The sequence below is a fragment of the Gordonia sp. BP-119 genome (assembly GCF_016924115.1).
GTDB lineage: Bacteria > Actinomycetota > Actinomycetes > Mycobacteriales > Mycobacteriaceae > Gordonia > Gordonia hongkongensis.
In genome coordinates, this window is the sequence record NZ_JAFFZF010000015.1 from 31,900 (window position 1) to 53,376 (window position 21,477).

Annotated in this window: 19 protein-coding genes and 1 tRNA gene; 9 read left to right on the plus strand and 11 right to left on the minus strand. The window is 68.2% G+C overall.

What is annotated here, in order from left to right:
• Positions 1-311: 311 nt before the first annotated feature.
• A complete protein-coding gene (locus JW364_RS10955; RefSeq protein WP_065631782.1) occupies positions 312-1,475 on the plus strand; it encodes a M23 family metallopeptidase in 1,164 nt (387 codons plus the stop codon).
• 362 nt (positions 1,476-1,837) lie between these two features.
• Here the strand turns inward: JW364_RS10955 and JW364_RS10960 are convergent, their stop codons facing one another.
• On the minus strand, positions 1,838-4,339 hold the full coding sequence (locus tag JW364_RS10960; protein ID WP_159370325.1) for a UvrD-helicase domain-containing protein: 2,502 nt from the start codon (positions 4,337-4,339) through the stop codon (positions 1,838-1,840).
• Between the two features lie 217 nt (positions 4,340-4,556).
• Between JW364_RS10960 and JW364_RS10965 the strand changes: the two genes are divergently transcribed.
• Complete coding sequence (locus JW364_RS10965; protein WP_205333562.1) at positions 4,557-6,113, plus strand: hypothetical protein; 1,557 nt, start codon at positions 4,557-4,559, stop codon at positions 6,111-6,113.
• A gap of 29 nt (positions 6,114-6,142) precedes the next feature.
• Here the strand turns inward: JW364_RS10965 and JW364_RS10970 are convergent, their stop codons facing one another.
• The gene (locus JW364_RS10970) at positions 6,143-7,984 is read right to left on the minus strand and encodes a hypothetical protein (protein ID WP_205333563.1); all 1,842 of its coding nucleotides are present in this window, start codon (positions 7,982-7,984) and stop codon (positions 6,143-6,145) included.
• A gap of 98 nt (positions 7,985-8,082) precedes the next feature.
• Between JW364_RS10970 and JW364_RS10975 the strand changes: the two genes are divergently transcribed.
• Both JW364_RS10975 and pgi read left to right on the plus strand, forming a co-directional pair.
• Entirely contained in the window at positions 8,083-8,442 is a 360-nt protein-coding gene (locus JW364_RS10975) for a chorismate mutase (protein WP_033203695.1), read from the plus strand.
• A 102-nt stretch (positions 8,443-8,544) separates the two neighbouring features.
• Positions 8,545-10,242 (plus strand): glucose-6-phosphate isomerase, encoded by a 1,698-nt coding sequence (gene pgi / locus JW364_RS10980; protein ID WP_205333564.1) that lies wholly within the window; start codon positions 8,545-8,547, stop codon positions 10,240-10,242.
• Between the two features lie 47 nt (positions 10,243-10,289).
• Here the strand turns inward: pgi and JW364_RS10985 are convergent, their stop codons facing one another.
• From JW364_RS10985 to JW364_RS11000, 4 genes are all read right to left on the minus strand, one after another.
• Positions 10,290-10,823: a hypothetical protein gene (locus JW364_RS10985; protein ID WP_205333565.1), complete on the minus strand. Its 534-nt coding sequence runs from the start codon at positions 10,821-10,823 to the stop codon at positions 10,290-10,292.
• 19 nt (positions 10,824-10,842) lie between these two features.
• Positions 10,843-11,379, minus strand: a complete 537-nt coding sequence (locus JW364_RS10990) for a hypothetical protein (protein ID WP_078113406.1) — start codon at positions 11,377-11,379, stop codon at positions 10,843-10,845.
• A gap of 67 nt (positions 11,380-11,446) precedes the next feature.
• On the minus strand, positions 11,447-12,190 hold the full coding sequence (locus tag JW364_RS10995) for an SDR family oxidoreductase (protein ID WP_205333566.1): 744 nt from the start codon (positions 12,188-12,190) through the stop codon (positions 11,447-11,449).
• A 53-nt stretch (positions 12,191-12,243) separates the two neighbouring features.
• Positions 12,244-13,134, minus strand: a complete 891-nt coding sequence (locus tag JW364_RS11000; protein WP_058251551.1) for a DNA-formamidopyrimidine glycosylase family protein — start codon at positions 13,132-13,134, stop codon at positions 12,244-12,246.
• A gap of 25 nt (positions 13,135-13,159) precedes the next feature.
• Here JW364_RS11000 and JW364_RS11005 point away from each other — a divergent pair, with 25 nt between their 5' ends.
• Positions 13,160-13,900 carry a 3'(2'),5'-bisphosphate nucleotidase CysQ gene (locus JW364_RS11005; RefSeq protein WP_058251552.1) on the plus strand — a complete coding sequence of 247 codons (741 nt, stop codon included), beginning with the start codon at positions 13,160-13,162 and terminating at the stop codon, positions 13,898-13,900.
• A 9-nt stretch (positions 13,901-13,909) separates the two neighbouring features.
• Complete coding sequence (locus tag JW364_RS11010; protein ID WP_058251553.1) at positions 13,910-14,659, plus strand: ABC transporter permease; 750 nt, start codon at positions 13,910-13,912, stop codon at positions 14,657-14,659.
• A 91-nt stretch (positions 14,660-14,750) separates the two neighbouring features.
• Here JW364_RS11010 and cobF read toward each other — a convergent pair whose 3' ends face one another.
• Genes cobF through JW364_RS11025 form a run of 3 tightly spaced genes read right to left on the minus strand, consistent with a single transcriptional unit; the run spans position 14,751 to position 16,579 of the window.
• Positions 14,751-15,512 carry a precorrin-6A synthase (deacetylating) gene (gene cobF / locus JW364_RS11015; protein WP_205333567.1) on the minus strand — a complete coding sequence of 254 codons (762 nt, stop codon included), beginning with the start codon at positions 15,510-15,512 and terminating at the stop codon, positions 14,751-14,753.
• A gap of 2 nt (positions 15,513-15,514) precedes the next feature.
• A complete protein-coding gene (locus JW364_RS11020; RefSeq protein ID WP_065630812.1) occupies positions 15,515-16,324 on the minus strand; it encodes an SDR family oxidoreductase in 810 nt (269 codons plus the stop codon).
• Between the two features lie 30 nt (positions 16,325-16,354).
• Entirely contained in the window at positions 16,355-16,579 is a 225-nt protein-coding gene (locus JW364_RS11025) for a hypothetical protein (RefSeq protein WP_205333568.1), read from the minus strand.
• A gap of 82 nt (positions 16,580-16,661) precedes the next feature.
• On the opposite strand from JW364_RS11025, the gene JW364_RS11030 reads away from it, so the two are divergent.
• Positions 16,662-17,624 carry a GlxA family transcriptional regulator gene (locus tag JW364_RS11030; protein ID WP_205333569.1) on the plus strand — a complete coding sequence of 321 codons (963 nt, stop codon included), beginning with the start codon at positions 16,662-16,664 and terminating at the stop codon, positions 17,622-17,624.
• Positions 17,625-17,669: 45 nt separating this feature from the next.
• On the opposite strand, the gene JW364_RS11035 is transcribed toward JW364_RS11030, so the two are convergent.
• Positions 17,670-17,745: transfer RNA gene (locus tag JW364_RS11035), tRNA-Arg, on the minus strand.
• A gap of 317 nt (positions 17,746-18,062) precedes the next feature.
• On the opposite strand from JW364_RS11035, the gene JW364_RS11040 reads away from it, so the two are divergent.
• On the plus strand, positions 18,063-19,397 hold the full coding sequence (locus JW364_RS11040) for an acyltransferase (protein ID WP_205333570.1): 1,335 nt from the start codon (positions 18,063-18,065) through the stop codon (positions 19,395-19,397).
• 7 nt (positions 19,398-19,404) lie between these two features.
• Here the strand turns inward: JW364_RS11040 and JW364_RS11045 are convergent, their stop codons facing one another.
• Positions 19,405-20,628, minus strand: coding sequence for an oxygenase MpaB family protein (locus JW364_RS11045; protein WP_058251559.1), 1,224 nt, complete (start codon positions 20,626-20,628; stop codon positions 19,405-19,407).
• 151 nt (positions 20,629-20,779) lie between these two features.
• Here JW364_RS11045 and JW364_RS11050 point away from each other — a divergent pair, with 151 nt between their 5' ends.
• Positions 20,780-21,445, plus strand: a complete 666-nt coding sequence (locus JW364_RS11050; protein ID WP_065630806.1) for a TetR/AcrR family transcriptional regulator — start codon at positions 20,780-20,782, stop codon at positions 21,443-21,445.
• The last annotated feature ends 32 nt before the right edge of the window (positions 21,446-21,477 follow it).

Genomic DNA, 21,477 nt, shown 5'->3' on the forward strand with positions numbered 1-21,477 from the left:
TTCTCACAGTATTGACGTCGTGACGTGAGGTCCACAGCGTCGGTCCGACCCCATGAACTGCGACGACCGCAGAATCCATCGGCGCGCGGTCTTCACAGGTTGAATTTGCTGTAGTGAACAGAAAATCCGGCAATTTCTATACTCGCCGACCCAGTCTTGTGACTCAGCTCACAATATGCCGGTTTGTCGCTTTCTACGGTTGGACTTGCCGCAATCATTTCGTTACCGTCGGCTCTCAGCGGTGGTCACAGAAGGATTACGGACGGTGACTTCGATCCGCTGGCGACGAGATGCGGTAGCGAAGAGATGAGGTGGACGATTTGGCGGGACTCGGTGTCTCACGCGGATCGGGCCGCGTCCGATCGGGCGGGTTGATCGATGACGTCACAGCGGAAGAGATGACCACGATCATCCCCATCGTCGACACCGACGATGCGGCCGGGTACGACCTCACCGACTTCGAGTTCGACTTCGCAGACTCCGACACCTCCACTCGCGAGCACTCCGACGCCGGCTGGACGCCGTCGTCGTGGCAGGGCTACTACCGTCCCACCCGTTCGGAGATCACTCAGGACATCCTGATCCCCGAGCACGAGTTCGATCAGTACGGGCACGACGAGCCGTTCGACGTCGAGGGCGCCGAGCTCGACAGCTTCGACGGGGGCGAACTCCATTCGCTCGACGATCTCGATGACGACACCGAGCATCGCCCCTTCCGGACGAATCCGGCCGGACAACGGGTCCGACGTGGCGGCAAGCACCGCATCGCGGCGCCGCCGAACGCCCTCAAGGGCGGACGCGCAGCCCTCATCGCCATGGCCGCCGGCGCGGCCGTCGCCGCGGTCGCTCAGGTCGGCACGAACGACGAGGCGCCCGCACCCGTGAACGCCGCGGCCGTCAACGACGCCACCGCTCCGGGCGCCGCACCCGTGGAACTGGGCCCCGGCGTCGCTGCTGCGACCGCGCAGACCGACCAGATGAACGTCTTCACCAACCAGCTGGGTGTGGGCGCCAAGATGGCGGCGGACCAGGATCGTCGCGAGGCCCTGGCCCGGCGCCCGCTCTTCACCTCGCCGATCCCGCTCGGCAGCTACGACTTCACCTCCGCCTTCGCGATGCGCTGGGGCACCATGCACGGCGGCATCGACATGGCCGCTCCCCTCGGCACCCCGATCCACGCCGCCACCGACGGGGTCGTGATCAAGGCCGAGCCCGCGTCGGGATACGGCCACTGGGTTCAGATCCAGGCCGCCGACGGCACGGTCACCATGTACGGCCACATGGCCTCCTCGGGCGTCCTGGTCACCGAAGGCCAGCGCGTCACCGCCGGCGACGTCATCGCTCTGGTGGGCAACGAGGGCTTCTCGTTCGGCCCGCACCTGCACTTCGAGGTGTGGAAGAACGGCAACACCAAAATCGACCCCGTGCCCTGGCTCGCCGCCAAGGGCGTGAAGCTCTCCGGTTACACCGGCTAGCAGAAGGCTCTACAGGTCACCTCTTGTTGCTTGGTGGCGCCATACCAGCGCGCTCACGCTGCGCATCCGGTATTGATACCTGGCCGGATTGCGAACTGACGTTCAATTCTCGTCCATCTCAGCATGATTGAAGGGCACATTGCCCTTCGGCCATGCTGACGGGGACGAGAATTTCCAGTCGAATCGGGGAATGAGCTGGCGAGCGTTTCACTCCGCTCCCTGATCCGGAAGACGACACAACCGCATCTCACCAGGACCCTTCGTGACGCGCCCTCCGCAAGCTCCGGGCGCTCCTCAGGGAGCAGTAGGGGTCACTTCTTTCGGATCAGGGATCGGACGCGCGCTCGACGCCAATCCAGCCTTCAGAGCTTGTCCCCGGGAATCCCGCCCGCGGTGAGAAGCGTGACGCGTCCCGCGCTGCCGCCGTAGTCGATCGTCACGCGCTCGGTGGCGCCACTGCCCTCCTTGGCCACGACCTTGCCCATCCCGTACTTCGGATGGTTGTGTCGGTCGCCGATGTCGAGCTTAACCTGCTTGTTGCGTCCGCGCGCCGGATCCGACGAGTACGACGACCGGCCACGGCCCATCGACGAACCACCCGAACCGGAGAATGCCCCGTCGCGGCCGAACACGCCGCCCGACGATCCGCCGAAGCCGCGCATGGAGCGCTTGGGTTCGGTTCGGCGCCAGTCGACGAGGTGTTGCGGGATCTCTTGCAGGAAACGGGATTCCGGGTTCGACACCGGCTGCCCCCAGGAGGCGCGGGTGACCGACCGGGTGAGGTACAGACGCTGCTTGGCGCGCGTGATCCCGACGTAGGCCAGGCGCCGTTCCTCGCTCAGCTCGGCCGGATCGCCGAGCGCGCGCATATGCGGGAAATGGCCGTCCTCCCAACCGGTGACGAAGACGACCGGGAACTCGAGGCCCTTGGCGGTGTGCAGGGTCATCATCGTGACCACGCCCTCGCCCTCATCCGGCACCTGGTCGGCGTCGGCGACGAGTGAGACCCGCTCGAGAAACGCTGCGAGCGAACCGGGTTCGGGCTCGCCCTCGCGGTCCACCTCGACGTCGGGGTCGTCGGCATCGGCGTCGACCTGCGCGGCGTCGGCACTGAATTCCCGTGCCACGGCGACGAGTTCGTTGATGTTGTCGAGGCGTGCGCCGTCCTGCGGATCGTTGGACGCCTCGAGTTCGGCGCGGTAGCCGGTGCGCTCGACGATCGCGTCGACGAGTTCACCGATGTCGGCCGACTCCTCGGTGGCATCGAGGAAGGCCACATCCGCGTCCTCCGTGCCGGCCTCGCCGAAGTGGGTCAGGAAGTCCGACCGGAGCCCTTCGATGAGTTCGACGAACCCGCCGATCTGCTTGACCGCCCGCGTGTTGAGCAATGCGACCTTGCCCTCGGCAGCGTCCATCAGCGACTCGTAGAAGCTCCGTCCGGTGTTCTCCGAATGCACGGCGACGCAGGCTTCCGCGCGATCGCCGATACCGCGCCGAGGCGTGTTGAGAATCCGGCGCAGGCTGACCGAGTCGTCGGGGTTGGCGACCACCCGCAGGTAGGCCACCACATCCCGCACTTCTTTGCGCTCGTAGAACTTGGTGCCGCCGACGACCTTGTACGGAATCCCGTGCCGGACGAACACCTCCTCGATCGCACGCGAGCCGGTGTTGGTGCGGTAGAACACCGCGATGTCGGAGTATTTGTGACTCGACGACCCGCCGATCGAGTAGTCGGTGAGTTCCTCGATCTCCTTGGCGATGAACGTCGACTCGTCACGGTCGGAGTCGGCGACGTAGCCGACGATGAGTTCGCCGTCACCGGAGTCGGTCCACAACTTCTTCTCGCGCCGGTTCGAGTTGCGCGCGATGACGGCGTTGGCCGCCGACAGGATCGTCTGTGTCGACCGGTAGTTCTGTTCGAGCAGAACGGTTTCGGCGGACGGGAAGTCGCGTTCGAACTCCTCGATGTTGCGAATGGTGGCACCACGGAAGGCGTAGATGGACTGGTCGGCGTCGCCGACGACGCACAGCTCCGACGGCTCGAGACCACTCGCGGTGGTCTGCTCCCCCACCAGTTCGCGGATGAGCACGTACTGCGCGTGGTTGGTGTCCTGGTACTCGTCGACGAGGACGTGACGGAACCGGCGCCGGTAATACTCCGCGACCTGCGGATGCCGATGCAGCAGGGCGACGGTCTCCCCGATCAGATCGTCGAAGTCGAAGGCGTTCGCGGCGCGCAGACGGCGCTGGTACTCGGCGTAGATCTGCGCGATCGTCGTCGACGTCGGGTCGTCCTCGGGTGCCGCGGCCAGCGCCTCGTCGGGCGAGATCAGTTCGTTCTTGAAGTTCGACACGGCCACCGACACCCCGCGTGGGCTGAACTTCTTGGGGTCGAGGTCGAGGTCACGGATGACCATGCCGAACAACCGCTTCGAGTCGTCGGCGTCGTAGATGGAGAAATTGGAGTTCATCTTCTCCAGCAACCCCGACTGCGCCCGGAGGATGCGCACGCACGTGGAGTGGAAGGTCGAGACCCACATGTAGGCGGCGCGGGGGCCGACGAGGTCGATGACCCGCTCGCGCATCTCCGCGGCGGCCTTGTTGGTGAAGGTGATGGCCAGGATCTGCCCGGGCGTGACGTCCCGCGCGGCGAGCAGGTAGGCGATCCGGCGGGTCAGCACCGCCGTCTTGCCCGAACCCGCGCCCGCCACGATCAGCAACGGCGCGCCGGCGTGGAGCACCGCGGCGCGCTGTTGCGGGTTGAGACCGTCGAGCAGGCGCGCGACCCGGTCGTCGGCGGCCGCACCCGAGGGAGCGGCGCCCGCGCGACCGGCGAGAAGAGGGGCAGAAGAAGAGCTGTTCATCGGTTGTCCAGGTTACCCGCCACCGCCGACAGACCCCCGTCGGCCGGTCCGCTCCACCCCGGCACGTGGTCGACCGAACAGCCGACCGGCCCCGTGGGTTGAGGCCCCGATCGCCGTGTCCCGCGGCTAATATGACGCGGTATCACCGGCTCGGGGTGCCCTGTCTGCGAACAACTCGCACGCGGCGACGACGCCCCGGCGAGCAGGAAGAGGCGCCATGAAGAGACCGTCCATCGTCCCCGCCGCCATCGCCCTCGGTGTCGGAGCACTGGCCCTCGTCATCGCGCTCGTCCTGTCGTTCGTCCCGTTCAGCAGCGCCGGCACCGTGGAGCCCACCCCCGCCTTCCGTGCGCAGAAGAGCCTCGACGAGGTGCTGTTCAAGATGGCGACCAGCCCGGCGGCGAAGTTCACCGGCAAGGTCACCTACAAATACGACGACGAGCGCGGCGAAGGGACGGTCGAATTCGACGACCTGATCGCCACCACGTCGAACACCGCCGAGGGCACGATCACCCTGGGCTCACAGCAGGGCGAGTACCGGCAGATCGGCAACAGCCCGTTCCTCAGCGCCCCCGGCGCCCTGTGGGACGAACTCCTCGTCGACTCCGAGAAGACGAATCTCGACGCCGCCCCGCTCGACAACAAGTGGGCCTCCACCCGCTTCACCAGCCTGCCGCGCCTGGGCACGATCCTCGGCCCGGACAACCTCGCCGGCGACATCGGCAACATCGAGAACGGCGACGCGCCGCAGCTCGGGGCCGAGCTCCCGGCGCCCAACAAGGGCACCCCCGACGCCCGGCGCTGGCCCACCACCGACCCGCCGATCGAGTTCGTCGGCGACGACAAGGTGAAGATCGGAGCGTGGGAGGTCACCTTCGACCCGGAGACGAAGAACGTCACGAACGTCAAGGGTCAGAGCGTGCAGGGCCCGGTCACCTACGACATCGACGCCGCGGTCAGCCTGCAGCCGGCCGACCAGGCCCAGAAGGTGTTCGCGAACCAGCGTGCACTCGTCTCGGATCTGCTGTCGGTGCCCGCCCCCGGCCTCTGGATGGAGCAGCCGGTGGTGTCCTCGCGCCAGACGGGTGCATGCACCACCTCGTCCTGCGCCTTCGACTACACCGTGCAGGGCAGCCCGTACGCCGACGACGTCCGCGGCCACTTCAACTACGGCCTGACGCTGAACTTCGCGGTCGGCAACCGCCCGCCCGGCGCCGTCGGCGGTGAGTGCAAGGTGGTCCTGCGGGTCGACTTCGGACGCAACGGAACCACCCGCTGCGCGGCGACCAACCTCCCGCCGGACACCAACATCGCGTCGCGGTACACCTTCACTTATCTCGCGTTCATCGACGCGACCACAGACGAACTGAACGATCTCATCGACAACAACGAGAAGCAGACCAACACCGAGATCGTCTACGTCCGCACCGGCAACAAGGAACCGGCACAGGCCCGGTTCGGCTCCGGCGTGACCGGCCTGCCGAGCTACTACGCGATCAAGCGCGGCGACTACGTCTTCGACGGCATCGGCACCGACGGCAACATGCACATCACCTTCGGTGAGGGGTATCAGGACCACATCGTCGGCGGCACCTTCGATCCGTCCTGGGAAGGCACCGAGGTGCTCCGCAAGCAGATGGAGCAGCAGGTCGCCGCGGCGGGCGACGCGCAGGTCGTCTACTTCGTCGCCGAGGAGGAGACCGCGTCGGCGCTGCGAGCCCTCATCGCCGCGGAGAACCAGAGCGACAACATCTCCGCCTTCCACTACGACTAGCGGGTGTCCGCCCTCGTCGTGGCGTGCCCTCAGCCGCCGGCGAAGCGGGCCTCGGCTGCCTCGCCCACCCGCCCCGCACCGGTGTGCAGCCGCAGCCCCGGCGTCAGGGGCCGCAGATCGACGTGGTCGCCGCCACCGTTGATCCGGACATACACCGACCCCAGTCCCGCGCGGACCGGTGCCCGGACCGCTTCCCCGTCCGCGAGCGCGATCTCGATCTCGCCGTCCCGGGTCGCGCAGTAGCTGAGCGCGATCGTCCAGGGCCAGGAGAAGAGCGGACCGTCGAGTCGCAGTCGGGTGGGTCCGGCGACCTCCGGGGTCCGGCAGGTCCCCGCCCCCGCGTAGATGGTGCGACGCTGCGTCACGCCGCCGGGCACGAGATTTCCCGCGGTGTCGAGCACGAACAACCGGTCGGTGGCCACCCCGAAGTCGGGGCGGGGTTCCACGCGGCCGAAGATGCGGCTGACCTGGTTGTCGGGGTAGACGAAGGGTTGCAGGATCTCCAGGGGCACGGACTGGTCGAGCATGGTCACGCCGCCCGGCCCCTGCGTCGCGGCGTCGTGCAGCGATGCGGTCGCGGTCTCGAGGTAGTCGCCGGTCGGGTTGTCCCGCCACGACGACGAGAACGAGACCAGCGACACCAGCGCGGACACCACGACGAGCGCACCGACGGCGGACGCGAACGCGGGCAGCGCGGCCGACCGCTCCTCATCTCGCCCGGCCTCGGCGTCGGACGTGCGCGCATGCCGTCCGCCCACCTCGGTGGTCCGGGCCGGCGCGGCGCACAGCAGGGCCAGAGCGATGGTGAACACGAGCGCCGTGTCCGGGAGATAGCGCATGTGCTGGGCGAGTTCGATCGCCGTCTGCGGGCTCGACCGGTTCCACATCACCGGGATCTGGGCGGCCACGGCGTAGATCAACGCGGACACGACGATCGCCGCGCCGCCGCGTCTGCGGGCCACCGCCCACCAGGTCACCGCGGCCAGCACCAGCCAGCCGCCGACGATCATCCACATCTGTGGGAAGCCGGTCGGCGGACTCGGCGTCCACCGCTCCCATTCCCACGGCCCGCCGACGAGCGACGGCACGATCGCATCGGTCACCGACCGCCAGACCAGGCGCGCGGTCTGCGCCACCGAATGCTCACCCGACGTCGGGTCGGTGGTGATGAAGTACACCGCCACCCACGACGCGGCGACGACGGTCAGCGCCAGCCACAACTCCCGGGCGGCCCGCAGCGTCACCGTGGTCGCGCGGGGACCGCCGTTCGCGAGGACCGCGGCCACCAGCGCCACCGGGAGGATGAACAACGACTTCTCAAAGAACGCCAGCGCGCTCAGGAAGGCGATCGTCGAGCGGATCCACACCAGCCGGCGTCGCGCGTCGTCGACGTCACCGCGCGCGAGGCGGACCGCGTCGGCGACGATCCACGCCATCGCCGCCTGCAGGGGCAGGGTGTTGAGGCCGGCCGCCCACCAGGCGAAGGCGGGCACCGTCATCGGACTGAACAGATAGAACGCGAGCGCGACGAGTGCACCCATGCGGGCGCGCGGCGCGATGACCCGCACCATCCGCCACACCGCCACCGACGCGATCGCCTGCATCGCCACGAGCATCAGCGCCGGCAGCGCCCAGTTCAGCGGTGCCAGCCACGTGGCCACCCCGGCGAGCAGGAACGCCGCCGGCATGAAGTGCCCGTCGTGACTGTGGCCCAGGTACTCCCAGGACAGGATCGGGTTCGACGACGCGCGTGCCACGAGGACCAGATCGTCCCAGTAGAAGTTGCCCGTCGCGACGAGCCAGCCGCGGATGATCAGCTGACCCACGATCAGGGACAGGGCGACGAGGGACACCATCCGCGCGTTGGGCATGCGCTCCAGTTTCCATGTGCCGCGAGCGGCGTCGTGGTCGGGTCGGGCGACTCGGCCGCATGCGGGTCGTCGCGGGGCGTCGTGGCAAAATCGGGCGCGTGACCGACCGCAGCCCCAGCCCCGGCGCTCAGGACCCCCGCCCTTCCGGCGGCACGTCGTTCGAGCACTCGATCGACCTCGACAAGTACGAGCTCTCGTCCGAGGTCGGCGACCTGCCCGACGACATCGACCAGCTGCGGCTCGAGATCGACCGGCTCGACGCCGTGATCCTCGCCGCGATCAAGCGCAGGTCGGCGGTGTCGAAGAAGATCGGTGCCGCACGCATGGCCTCCGGCGGCCCCCGCCTGGTCCACAGCCGCGAGGTGAAGGTGCTCGAGCGCTTCCAGGATCTCGGCCAGGAGGGGCACACCCTCGCGATGCTGCTGCTGCGTCTGGGGCGAGGGCCACTGGGCCGCTGACCCGCCGGCCCCTCGCACACCGACGCGGTGATCCGGTGACGCCTGCGCGCCACGTGTGACGACCGTCGCGGCCACGACGCCGAGCACATAAGGTTGGTGGTCATGAGCACCCAGGCACCTGGCAGCGACTTCACCGGCACCGACCACGGCGACATCACCGCGACGCAGTCCTGGCAGGCGCTCGCGGCTCATCAGCCGCATGTGTACGCCATGCACCTGCGTGAGGTGTTCGCGATCGATCCCGCACGCGGGCGCGAACTCACCGTCGACGTCGGCGATCTGCACATCGACTACTCGAAGCACCGGGTGCTGCGCGAGACGCTCGAACTCCTGATGAGCCTGGCCCGCGAGGTCGGTCTCGAGGAGATCCGCGACGACATGTTCGCCGGCGCCCACATCAACACCTCCGAGGACCGCGCCGTCCTGCACACCGCGCTGCGCCTGCCGGCCGATGCGACACTGACCGTCGACGGCCAGGACGTCGTCGCCGACGTGCACGAGGTCCTCACCCGGATGGGCGAGTTCACCGACCGCCTCCGCAGCGGAGAGTGGAGGGGACACACCGGAAAACCCATCACTGACGTCGTCAACATCGGCATCGGCGGCTCCGACCTCGGTCCGGTGATGGTCTATCAGGCGCTGCGCCACTACGTCGACGCCGGGATCCGCTGCCACTTCGTCTCCAACGTCGACCCCGCGGACGTGGTCGGCACCCTCGCCGACCTCGACGCCGAGACGACACTGTTCATCATCGCCTCGAAGACCTTCACCACTCTCGAGACACTCACCAACGCCGCCGCCGCACGCACCTGGCTCCTGCAGACGCTCGACGCCGACACCGACGCCGTGGCAAAGCATTTCGTCGCCGTCAGCACCAACGCCGCCGAAGTGGCGGAGTTCGGCATCGACACCGACAACATGTTCGGCTTCTGGGACTGGGTCGGCGGCCGGTACTCGGTGGACTCCGCGATCGGGCTGTCGGTGATGGCCGCGATCGGCAAGGAACGCTTCGCCGAGTTCCTCGACGGCTTCCACATGGTCGACGAGCACTTCCGCACCCAGCCCCTCGAACGCAACGCGCCGGTCATCCTCGGCCTGATCGGCCTCTGGTACAACAACTTCTGGGATGTCGGCGTTCGCGCGGTCCTGCCCTACAGCAACGACATGGCCCGCTTCGCCGCCTACCTGCAGCAGCTGACGATGGAGTCCAACGGCAAGTCGGTCACCGCCGGCGGCCACCACGTCACCACCGACACCGGCGAGATCTTCTGGGGCGAACCGGGAACCAGCGGCCAGCACGCCTTCTACCAACTGCTGCACCAGGGCACGCGGATGGTGCCCGCGGACTTCATCGGTTTCGCCGAACCCACCGACGACCTGCCGACCGCCCCCGACGGCTCGGGTTCCATGCACGACCTGCTGATGAGCAACTACTTCGCCCAGACCAAGGTGCTCGCCTTCGGCAAGACCGCCGACGAGATCGCCGCCGAGGGCGTGCCCGCACATGTCGTGGCCCACAAGGTGATGCCCGGCAACCGCCCCACCACCTCGATCCTCGCCCCCCAGCTCACCCCCTCGGTGATCGGCCAGCTCGTGGCGCTCTACGAGCACCAGGTCTTCGTCGAAGGCGCCATCTGGGGCATCAACCCCTTCGACCAGTGGGGCGTCGAACTCGGCAAGACCCAGGCCAAGGAACTACTCGACACCCTCATCCAGTCGGAAGCGCCTGACACACACGACGATTCGTCGACCGACGCCCTCGTCACGTGGTACCGGGAACGGCGAGGCCGCGCGGTCTGAGGGGGTTTCGACAAGCTCAACCGGCACAAGGGCGGCTCAACCGGCGGTTAGGTCCAGTACTCCTCGTCGAAGACCGCATCGGGGATCTCGTCCCCGGGTTTGACGCCGAGCGACTGGATGCGGCCCATGATCGCGGCCGCGGTCGCCACGTAGGTGACGAGATCGGTTGGCTCGACGTCTCGTTCGGCGGGATCACCGCCGAGGAATTCATACAGGGCGGGTGGCACGCAGGCACCCATGTCCAGGGCGCGGGTACCGGTCGCCTCCCGCCATGCATCGAAGCTCGCCACGTCGACGGCCTCGGCGACGTCACCGGTCCGGACGGCCTCGGACACCTCGTCGACGGTGGCCAGCTCACCCGAGGTCCCGCTCGACGGGTCGAAGCCGAGAACCGTGTCGGCGGCGGTGGTCTCGTCGTCGGAGAGGGTGAAGTAGACGATGCCCCGCCAGTCGGAGCCCAAGGCCGCGATGTCCGTGCGGTCGAAGATCTCGCCGAGCAGTTCGCCGACCTGATCCCGCTGTCGAGCGCCGAACACCTGAAACGCGCCCGAGGCCACCACTTGTCCCTGCTTGTTCGCCACGACGGCCACCTTACGCAGGTCAGTCGTCGATACCCAGGACGACCACGCGACCCGTCGTCAGCGACAGGTACACCGTCGCGCGCCACTCCGGTGACGAAAACGCACGGTCGAGGGCGGGCCCGCCGACAAAGCCGCCGGGCGGCACCAGGTCGCGCAACGCGCCCGCCACCGAGTCAGGCGGGGCCACCGGGTCGGCGTCGTACTGCCCCGCCCATGCTGCCGCGCGGTCGGTACCGACGTGCACGACCGCGTCGAACCAGTAGGTGGATGGTCCGGGGACCCTGTCCGACGAGTTGCCACCGAGGGTGCCGGCCGTCCAGCCCTCGATCACCGAGCCCTGCAGGAGCGGAAACCGTCTGATCACCGGCCCCTCGTCGCGCTGTGGTCCGGCGGTCACGATCTTGGTGGAGGGCGGCGGCGCTGACGTCGACGCCGGAGGCGAGGGCATCGGATCGCGATCGTGCGGTGCCGCAGGCGCACAACCCGCGAGAACGCCAGACCCCGCGGCGCACGCGGCGAGGACGGCCGTCAGCCGCTCGAACCGATGAACACCCATCCCGTGACGGTAGCCCGTCGCCGGGGGTCGAACGCGAAACATCCACTGTCTGAACGAACTACACAAGTCAGACCAGTCGGCGGCTGACCGACGCCGGCAGGAACTTCAGCGCGGCCGCGATCGGTGTCCAGGGCCACGCGGGCACCGGGGCCCAGTCCTTCTCCGCCTCGATCGCCTTGACCAGCGCGTCGACGCCCTTGTCGGTCTCGACCATCAGGGACGTCTGCACGCCTCGGTTGATATCGGTCTCGATGTAGCCCGGCGCGACCACCGACACCGTGATCGGCGACGACGCGAACTCGGCCTGGAGTCCCTGCCCCAGCGCCGTCAGCCCGGCTTTCGACGCCGAATAGGCGGCCTGCGCCTTGGGCATGCCGCGAACACCCGAGATGGAGCTGATCAGCACGAGGTGCCCGGCGTTCTGCGCGCGGAAGATCTCCAGCGCCGCCTCGGCCTGGGCCAGCGCGCCGACGAGATTGGTCTGCACCGTCTCGATGTTCGCGGCGGCCTTGCCGGTGCCGAGGGGTGCGCCCTTGCCGAGTCCGGCGTTGACGATGACCCGGTCGAGACCGCCCAGACCGTCGGCCAGCCTCCCGAAGACCTCGGGGACGGCGTCGACGTCGGTGACGTCGAGCGTCGCGACCTCGACCTGTGCGGCGGTGGGCCGCAGTTCGCCGGCCAGCGCGTCCAGCTTCTCGCGGCGGCGCGCCGCGAGGGCGAGCGAACGTCCCTGGGCGGCGAAGCGTCGGGCCATGCCTTCCCCGAGCCCCGAACTCGCACCCGTGATGAGAATCCTCTGCCGTGTCGTCACGAGGATCAGGCTACCGGCCGGTAAGTTCTGCCTTCCCGGTCGCCCGGCGCGACCTACTTCAGCAACCGCGACATCCGACGGTCCGCCAGCACCTTCCCGCCCGTCTGGCACGTGGCGCAGTACTGGAAGGACCGGTCCGCGAACGACACCTCGCGGACGATGTCGCCGCACACCGGACAGGGCAGGCCGGTGCGGGCGTGCACGCGCAGACCGGTGCGCTTCTCGGACTTCAGCCGCGCGACGGCCTGCCCCTCCAGACGCCCGGTCGCGTCGGTGAGCACGCCGCGCATGGCGTCGTAGAGTGTCGCGACCTGGTCGGCCTTCAGTGTTTTCGACGACGCGAACGGCGACAGGCGTGCGGTGTGCAAGATCTCGTCGGAGTAGGCGTTGCCGATCCCGGCGATGGTGTGCTGGTCGGTGAGCACGTTCTTGATCCGGCCGGTGGTGCCGGCGAGGATCTCGGCGAACTGTTCGGACGTCAGCTCGAGCGCGTCGGGTCCCAGACCGGCGATCCGTTCGACGTCGGCGAGGTCGCGGACCAGCCACACCGCGAGTCGTTTCTGCGTCCCGGCCTCGGTGACGTCGAACCCCTCACCGGGTAGACCGCAGTGCACGCGCAGGGCGATCGGACTCTTCCCGCCCGGCCGCAGGGGTTTGGGCGACAGATCCTCGCTCCACCGCACCCAGCCCGCCCGCGACAGATGGATGACCAGCTGCAGCAACGGCTCTGACGCAGTGGCCGCCGAGCCGGGAATGGTACGGATGACCAGGTACTTCCCCACCCGGCCGACGGATTCGACGATCCGGTCCATCAGCGCCGTGTAGGGCGGGTCCGCGGTCTTCAGCACTGACAACGACGCGACGTCGACCCGGCGGATCGGGAGTCCGGCCGCACGGCCGTCGACGTAGTCGGCGATGGCGGCCACCTCTGGGAGCTCAGGCATGCCACCAGTGTGCTCTAGTTGTGGGATGAACTCCCGACTTTCCGACGCCGAGCTGGCCGCCCGGATCGCGCAGGGAGCCGGCGAAGTACTCCTCGGAATCCGTTCGGGCGACCTGCTCGGCGGCGCGATGCTCGGCGATGTGGGCGATGCGCTTGCGCAGGCGTGGATCTCGACGGTGCTCCGCAAACACCGGCCACGCGATGCGGTGTTGTCCGAGGAAGCCGCCGACGTCGGCGACCGGGCCACCGCGTCGCGCGTGTGGATCATCGACCCCCTGGACGGCACAAGGGAATTCGCCGGCGGCTCGTCGGACTGGGCCGTACACGTCGCGCTGACCGAGAGCGGGATCGTCACCGAGGCGTCGGTGTCGCTGCCCGCGACGGGTGAACTGTTCCGTTCCGACACCGTCGCGGAGACCACCGGCGAACTGACCCGGCGTCTCGTCACCTCCCGGTGGGGCGGCTCGTATGAGACCAGTTACGTGGCGAACCGACTGGGTCTGCAGATGGTGCCGGTCGGTTCGGCCGGCGCGAAGGCGATGGCCGTCGTCCGCGGCGATGCCGATGCCTATGTCCACGCCGGCGGTCAGTACGAGTGGGACAACGCGGCGCCGGTGGGGGTCGCGCTGGCGGCCGGACTGCACTGCAGTCGCCTCGACGGGTCGGAGATCGTGTACAACAACCGGCATCCGTACATGCCGGACTTCGTCATCTGCCGCAGCGAGATCCGCGAGGAGATGCTCGGCGCGCTGCGTCAGATCTGGTGAACTGAACCGGTGAACGGCATCGGCGACGCGGTGGTGCGCATCGGGCCTGCACTGGTGGTGGCCGTCGTACTGCTGGCCGTGGTCGCCGTGCTGGTGAACCGTCGGAGCGGATTGGCCCGGGAGACCGTCGTCGCCACGCTCCGGGCCGGCGCGCAACTCGCGGCGCTCGCTGCCGTGCTCGCCGCCGTCATCCCCCACCTGTGGGCCTCGGCGCTGTTCGTCGCGGTGATGGCGACCGCCGCGTCCTGGACCTCGGCCCGACGCGTGCGCCCGGGGGGTCCCCGCCTGGCGGGAACCGCGTGGTGTGCCGGGCCGGTGGCGGCGCCGACGATCGCGATTGTGACCGCTCTGGTGGCAGTCGGTGTGCTTCCCGCTCGCGGCATCGCCGTGATCCCCACTGCCGGCATCATGCTCGGCGGCGCGATGGTCACCGCCTCGCTCGCCGGACGCCGGGCGCATGACGAGCTGTCGGTCCGCCGCGGCGAGGTGGAAGCCGCGCTGTCGCTCGGCTTCGACCCGCGGGACGCTCGGATGGAGATCGCCGGCCCGCCCTCGGCGACCGCGCTCGTCCCTGGCCTCGATCAGACGAAATCGGTGGGACTCGTCACGATCCCCGGCGCGTTCGTCGGCATGGTCCTCGGCGGGGCGTCGGTGTGGGCGGCCGCGGCGATGCAGATGTTCGTGCTGATCGCCTTGCTCGCGGTGAGTTCCATCGCGATGCTCGTGACGGTGGAACTCGTGGCGCGAGAGCACCTGTGACACCACCCCGCTCCTAATTCGAAAGAACGCCCTGCCCCTGCTCCCTGAGGAGCGCCCGGAGCTTGCGGAGGGCGCGTCACGAAGGGTCCAGCTAGCGGCGAGTCTTGCGCAGCAGATAGATGTCCATGATCCAGCCGATCCGGTCCCGGGCCTCGGCGCGCGCTTCGACGATCCGGTCCGTCACCTCACCGACCTCGCCGCTGATCAGGATCTCGTCCTCGGTACCGACGTAGGCGCCCCACCAGATGTGATCGTCCGGGTCGGCGGTGTGCCGGAAGGTGAGGTCGGCGTCGAGCATCACGATCTGATTCGCGTCGGCGCCCGCGGGCGTCTCCGCGAGGCGTCGGCCCGTGGTCGTGTGGATCGGTTCGCCGACGCGATTGGCGACGATGCCGTGGGCCGCCGTGAGCGCGCTCGCGCTGGTCACGCCGGGGATGACTTCGACAGCGAGTTCGAGGTCGTCGCGGGCGGCGAGATCGTCGACGATCCGCAGCGTGCTGTCGTAGAGGGCGGGGTCGCCCCAGACGAGGAAAGCGGCCACCCCCCCGTCGCCGACCTCGTCGCGCAGTGCGCCGGCGATCAGCTCGGCGCGCGCGGCGTGCCAGCGCCGGACCTCGGCGTCGTAGTCCGCCGGCTCCCGGTCGCGTGGCGGATCGGGGATCTCCACCAGCGAATGCCCCTGGCGCGCATGCTCGTCGAGGATGGCGCGGCGTGCGTCGAGCAGGCCGCTCTTCGCCGTGCCCTTCTCCAGCGCGAGGAAGGCATCGACGTCGGCCATCGCGTCGATCGCCTGCAGCGTGATCTGACGCGGTCCGCCGGGTCCGATCCCGATGACTCGCAACGTGAGTCGCACGGTCAGATCTTCACCTTCGGGAGTCCGTGCTTGCGCGCGGTCATGTCCAGGATCAGCTGTCGCGGCGCGAGCCGCCGGAGCAGGAAGACCACCCCCGCCTGATTACCCTTGGCGTAGAACGGCTTCGGATGCTCGGACAGGGCGGCGTCGACGATCTGGGTGGCCATGCTCGCCGCACTGATGCCCGCGTCCTCGTTGCGCCGGGTGGCGGCGGCGAGCGTCTCGTACTCGGCGCGATAGGGCGAGTCGTCGCCGATGTGAATGCTGCGGCGATCACCGATGCCGGTGGCGATCGTGCCGGGTTCGACACTGATCATCCGTATCCCGTACGGCGCCAACTCGCGTCGCGACGCGAGCGCGAAAGCCTTCAACGCCGACTTGGTCGCGGCGTAATTGGACCGGAAGGCGACCGGGAAGCTGGACAACATCGACCCGACCATCACGACCGTGCCCCGGCGCCGGAGACGCATGCCGGGCAACACCGCTTTGGTCAGCGCGATCGGCCCGAAGACGTTGACCCGGAACAGATCCTCGACGGCCGCCATCGAGGTGTCCTCGAGCGCACCGGCCTGGGACTCGCCGGCGTTGTTGATCAGGATGTCCACGTCGCCGACGAGGGCCGCGCAGGACTCGGCGGATTCGTAGTCGGCGTTGTCGAGCCGGACGTAGGTGACGCCCTGGATCGGGTTGCGTACGGAATCCGGATTGCGGGTGGTGCCGTAGACCCGGTGTCCCCTCGCGACGAACTGGCGGGCGACCTCGGCCCCGATGCCACTGGTCGCGCCGGTCACGAGGACTGTCTGTGAACTCACGACCGCAACGGTAGCGCAGCGGCCGACGGGTCAGATGAGCTTGTCGTACCGGCGGGTGAGGATGCTCAGTTCTGCTGCCACTCGCTCAGTGTCGGGACCGTAGGGGCGCCGCGGATTCCGGGTGAACCAGTCGGCAATCCGCTGGCCCGGCGTCCGCTGGCCGACGGGGGTACGTCGCGCGGTGAGACTCAGTAGGCCGGCTGCACCGGCGACCGAGGCGACCACGACAAGGGCGAGAACGAAGATGAGTGTCATGGCAGTAATCCTCCGCCCACATCATTTCGGCCACCAGTGGCAGTTCAATCAATGTTCGCAAATTATCTGCCATACTGGTCAGGTGCTGCATTCGGTTGGTGTCCTCCTGTACGGACACGTCGCGCTCTTCGAGTTCGGCGTCGTGCACGAGGTGTTCGGCCTCGACCGCACCGACGACGACGTCCCCGCCTTCGACTTCCGGGTCGCCACACCGGATCCCGAAACCGCGCTGGCCGTCGGCAACGGGGTGTCGATCCAGGTGTCGCACACCCTGGACGAGTGCTGCGACGTCGATCTCGTCGTCATCCCCGGCGGAAGCATCAGCGGTGACTACCCCGTCGAGATCCTGGACACCATCCGTGCGGTCGTCGACAACGGCGGACGTGTCCTCACCGTCTGCTCGGGCGCGTTCGTCGCCGGCGCGGCCGGACTCCTCGACGGCCGTCGGTGCACCACCCACTGGCGCTACGGCGACCATCTCGCGCGCATGTTCCCCCAGGCGCAGGTCGACACCGACGTCCTCTTCGTCGACGACGGACCCGTGACCACGAGCGCCGGCACAGCCGCCGGGATCGACGCGTCGTTGCATCTGGTCCGCGAATCCTGGGGACCGGCCGTCGCCAACCGCATCGCGCGGCGCATGGTCGTGCCGCCACACCGCGACGGCGGACAACGCCAGTTCGTCGAGGCCCCGATGCCGGCGTGCACCGACGAGGGCTTCGGGTCGCTCTTGGCCTGGATGACGGCCAACCTCGACCGCGACATCAGCATCGACGACATGGCGTCCCGGATGCACATGTCCGGACGTACCTTTGCGCGTCGCTTCGTCGACGAGGTCGGCATCTCGCCTCGCCGCTGGCTGACCGAACAGCGAGTGCTGTCGGCGAAGAACCTGCTCGAGACGACCACCGCCAGCGTCGACGAGGTGGCACGCCAGGTCGGCTTCACGTCGGCGACGCTGCTGCGACACCATTTCGCCGCGAGTGTCGGCGTCTCGCCACTCGTCTACCGTCGGCGGTTCGCGAAATCCGGCGCGAGTTCGTAGGCCGAAACCCCGCGAGACGGCACTCGCGCAGTGGAACGGCCAGACTGGTGCCCTCGGTAGGATTCGAACCTACGACCTACCCTTTAGGAGAGGGTTGCTCTATCCCCTGAGCTACGAAGGCGGACCGCGAAGAGCCCACGGTGGCGCGGCTCCCCGACAGCGGGAGTCTACGCGAGCGACCTCACCCGGCCACACCACACACCTCAGATGGTGAAGATCGTGTAGTTCGCCCCCGTCGCCGGGAACACCCACGACGATGTGTGACGCCCGGCGTCGGAATGCGAGCACCGGTACGATCGACCCCGACGCGAACCGGACATTTCCGGCTGTGATCGTCACCACTGAGGACACCCCGGCGTTGAGGTTCCTGCCAGCCTGTGTCCGTACACTGCCTACCGCATACGTTCTACCGTTTCACCCGGGGAGGTCTTTTCGTTGGTGCACGCGGCATCAGGATCGGCGCGCACCGCCGACGACGACGAGACCACGGCCACCGCTGTCGAGTCGCCGGACTCCGCCACCGTGGCACCCCGTCCCGCCGAGTCGGCCCCTCCCGCGCCCACGACCAAGCCCCGCGGTCGGGCGCACACCGCCGACTTCGTCCGGGTCGTCCTGTTCACCTTCGTGGTCGTCGCGCACAGCATCAACGCCATCAACGGCGGTGCCGACGAGATCAGGGGCGCGAATCTCGTCGGCACCCTGTGCCACCTGACCCGATACGGCTTCGTGGCGGTGACCCTCTACGTCCTCGTGCTGAGCATGCAGGGTCGGGAGATGTCGCCGTGGCAGTTCTGGCGGCGTCGTTTCGGGCTCGTCGTCGGCCCCTACCTGGCATGGACGCTGATCTACACGATCACCGACCACATCATCATCGCCGACAATCCGTTCCCGCCGATCAGTGAGATGGCGCCGCGCCTCGCGCACGACCTCCTCGTCGGCGAGGGCAAGTACCAGCTGTACTTCCTGCTGATCTCGATGCAGATCTACCTGTTCTTCCCACTGATCTCGTGGCTGTTCGAGCGGGGCCGCGGCCGACCGTGGCTGATGCTGGCCGGCGGAACCGCGATCCAGCTCCTGGTGTTCGTCATCTACCAGTACCTGCCCCGACCGTCGGGTCAGGTGTGGGACGTCGCCTACCAGCACCTGTGGAAGACGCTGCCGATGTACGCGCTCTTCATCACCATGGGCGTGCTGGCCGCGCAGCATCGCGAGGCGGTCGATCGTTGGCTCCGCGACCACATGGCGATGGTCGTCCTGGTCGCGGCGGGCTGCGCGGCCTTCACCGTTGCCGGATACCTGTTGGCGACATCGCCGGGCAACGTGCCGTGGAAGGCCAACACCGCCTGGAACCCGGTGTCGCTCCCCTGGTTCATCGGCGGCTTCGTCCTGCTGTGGCTGATCGGCCTCGTCTGGGATGACCGACGCGCCGCCGGCCGGCCCGCCGGCGGAAAACTGGTCTCCCAGGCGACCCTGCGCGCTTTCGGGGTCTTCGCGGTCCACCCCCTGATCCTGGACGTCCTCGGACGCGTCGGATTCCTCAGCGGCCTCTTCGACTGGTTCCCGCATTCGGCGATCCTGCGCTCGATCATCTTGGTCGTGCTGGTACTGACGGCCTCGCTGGCGCTCGTCGACGTCCTCCTACGCCTACCGTTCAGCAAATGGCTCACCGCCCGTCCCCGCATCCCCCTGTTGCCGAAGCGGAACAAGAAGAAGCAAGACCGGGCGGTGGAAGTCGGTGAGTCGGCAGGGGCTGAGAAGGAGTCCGCCGGCTAGTTTCTGGCTAGTTGTACTTCGGGTTGTTGATCACCGGGATCTCGATGTTGATCGGCATCCGCAGTTCGGACATGTAGAAGAGCACGAACTGGCGGAGGAACTCGTCGAACAGCCAGTACGCCTCACGCGGCATGCCGACGTTGAGCAGGCCCTCGCGGATCTGTACGTACGGACCCCACGCCGTCTCGAGCAGCGGGCTCCACACGGGCTCCCGCGGGATCTGATACCAGTTGGCGACCTTGTCACCGAGCACGAATCGCGTGAGCGCCCCCAGGACGCCGCGCGAGATCAGCGAGAGGTCGAGGTTCATGCCGAGGTCGAGCAGCATGTCGGCGAGCTTGCGACCCTCGGGGGTCGGCGCCAGGATCGGGTCGAGGACCTGCTGCGCCTGCGAGTCGGCGGCGGCCCAGGAGGCGGGGATGTACTCGTCCTGGACGCCCAGCAGGCGAGCGGTGATCTGCCACGAATGCAGGAATCCGGCGGATTCGTCGGCCGCGATCGGGACGTTCCACTTGTCGAAGTTGCGCATGACGGTCGTCGGCAGGCTGTGCCAGGTGACCATGATGTCGGCCTGACTGATCGGCTTCTTCTCCGTCGCGCCGTGCACCCAGTGCGGCGACTGCGGCAGGAGGTGGCGCACGCCGGCATGCGCCATACGGGTCTTCACGCAGGTCACGATCATCTCGCCGCCGGGCTGATAGGCGTTGAGCGATCCGATGTCGTATCCGAGCTTCGCGGTCTTGGTGATGCGGTCCTTGAGGTCCCATCCGCCCTTGGAGTAGTAGACCGACCGGGCCTCGCGCGGGATGACGGTGCTCATCATGCCGCTGGCGAAGCCGTACAGGACGCCGAGGTAGGTTCCGCGCTTCTGGTTGAATCGGACCGCGTCGGCCAGCTTGGCCTGGTCGGCCCACGCGGGCAGCTGACGAGCGTGCTCCATGAAGTCGCGCAGTTCCGAGGGCAGCCCGGCGGGCAGCGGCTGCGAGTTACGATGCCACGTGCGCAGCAGGCGATTGACGTTGCGCACCTGCCCGCTGTCGATGACCTTGGCGATCACCGGGTCGGCCTCGTCGTCCCACAGCTGCCGCGGGTCCGCGCCGCGCCCACGGCCGGGCACCGAGTTCGCCGGCGACCACGTCCACGGCGTCGTCTGCGAGAGCGCCGCGACCGCACCGGCTGCGCCGACGACACCGCCCGCGCGTATCAGGTTCCGCCTGTTCAGATCTTCCATGACCCCGTCCCATCACTTCCATGTATCAATGTGACAAACAACGTATCCTTGTATCATTGTTACCACCGCGTGGTCCAGAACACACCTCTTTCGCGAATTTTGCGATCATGGAAGCTCATGCGGTCATGATGTGAGGAAGGGGGTGAGGCGAGTGACCACGCAGCCGTCCGGCGCTCCGCTGTCCAGCTCGCTTCTCCAGCGGGCGTTTCTCGAATCCGCGGCTCAGTCCGACGAGGCCGCCGATCCCACCGCCGAACGTCTGCTCGACGCGGCCTTCGAACTCTTCTGCCGGCTGGGCGTGCAACGGACGCCGATGGAGAAGGTGGCGAAGAGCGCCGGCGTCACGAGGGTCACCCTGTATCGCAAGTTCGCCACCAAGGACGCCCTGGTCGACCAGGTGGTGCTCCGCGAGTTCCGTCGGTACTTCGACCGGTTCCGGGCGGAGATCCCCCGCGCCGACACCGTGGCCGACCGCGTCGTCGTCGGGTTCGTCGGTTCGCTGCGGGCGATCTCCGGCAACCCGCTCATCGGTGAGATCAGCGACGCCGAGCCCAGCATGCTGATCGAATCGATGATCGGCGGCGACGGCATGCTGCTCGCGACGGTCCAGCACTTCGTCGCCGCCCAGCTGCGCCGGGAACAGCTGGCGGGCAACATCTCCGACGAACTCGACGTCGATCTCGTGGCCGAGATGATGGTCCGCATCTCCGCGTCGTTCCTCACCGTGCCCAGCCGCGTCGTCGACATCACCGACGACGCGCAGCTCGCCACGGTGGCGCGCCAGTTCCTCGTACCGATGCTCAATCCCGCGCAGTAAACCGCCGAACCTGTAAAGATCAGAGCGCTCAC

Coding starts and splice junctions, on each gene's coding strand:
- JW364_RS10965 (WP_205333562.1), top strand. CDS start 4,557: ATGAAGAGACCGTCCATCGTCCCCGCCGCCATCGCCCTCGGTGTCGGA.
- JW364_RS11000 (WP_058251551.1), bottom strand. CDS start 13,134: ATGCCTGAGCTCCCAGAGGTGGCCGCCATCGCCGACTACGTCGACGGC.
- JW364_RS11045 (WP_058251559.1), bottom strand. CDS start 20,628: ATGGAAGATCTGAACAGGCGGAACCTGATACGCGCGGGCGGTGTCGTC.
- JW364_RS10960 (WP_159370325.1), bottom strand. CDS start 4,339: ATGAACAGCTCTTCTTCTGCCCCTCTTCTCGCCGGTCGCGCGGGCGCC.
- JW364_RS10990 (WP_078113406.1), bottom strand. CDS start 11,379: ATGGGTGTTCATCGGTTCGAGCGGCTGACGGCCGTCCTCGCCGCGTGC.
- JW364_RS11005 (WP_058251552.1), top strand. CDS start 13,160: ATGAACTCCCGACTTTCCGACGCCGAGCTGGCCGCCCGGATCGCGCAG.
- pgi (WP_205333564.1), top strand. CDS start 8,545: ATGAGCACCCAGGCACCTGGCAGCGACTTCACCGGCACCGACCACGGC.
- JW364_RS11025 (WP_205333568.1), bottom strand. CDS start 16,579: ATGACACTCATCTTCGTTCTCGCCCTTGTCGTGGTCGCCTCGGTCGCC.
- JW364_RS10970 (WP_205333563.1), bottom strand. CDS start 7,984: ATGCCCAACGCGCGGATGGTGTCCCTCGTCGCCCTGTCCCTGATCGTG.